Origin of the sequence: Vibrio sp. OPT18 (assembly GCF_015163615.1) — a bacterium.
In the GTDB taxonomy this organism is placed as follows: Bacteria; Pseudomonadota; Gammaproteobacteria; order Enterobacterales; family Vibrionaceae; genus Vibrio; species Vibrio coralliirubri.
Genome location: NZ_JADDYK010000105.1, coordinates 1 through 206 on the forward strand (window position 1 = coordinate 1; position 206 = coordinate 206).

A 206-nucleotide genomic window follows, 5' to 3' on the forward strand; every position below is an offset into this window, starting at 1 on the left:
ACTGGGGTGAAGTCGTAACAAGGTAGCCCTAGGGGAACCTGGGGCTGGATCACCTCCTTATACGAAGATATCTTTGATGAGTACCCACACAGATTGATATGTTTAAAAAGTTAAGAGTAACCTATGTCCCGTTCGTCTAGAGGCCTAGGACACCGCCCTTTCACGGCGGTAACAGGGGTTCGACTCCCCTACGGGATACCATCTTT

The 206-nt window shown here is 49.5% G+C and carries 1 tRNA gene and 1 rRNA gene; both read left to right on the plus strand.

What is annotated here, in order from left to right:
• Window positions 1-60, plus strand: a 16S ribosomal RNA gene (locus IQQ51_RS24710); the annotation flags it as partial.
• A 65-nt stretch (window positions 61-125) separates the two neighbouring features.
• Window positions 126-201, plus strand: a tRNA-Glu gene (locus tag IQQ51_RS24715).
• The last annotated feature ends 5 nt before the right edge of the window (window positions 202-206 follow it).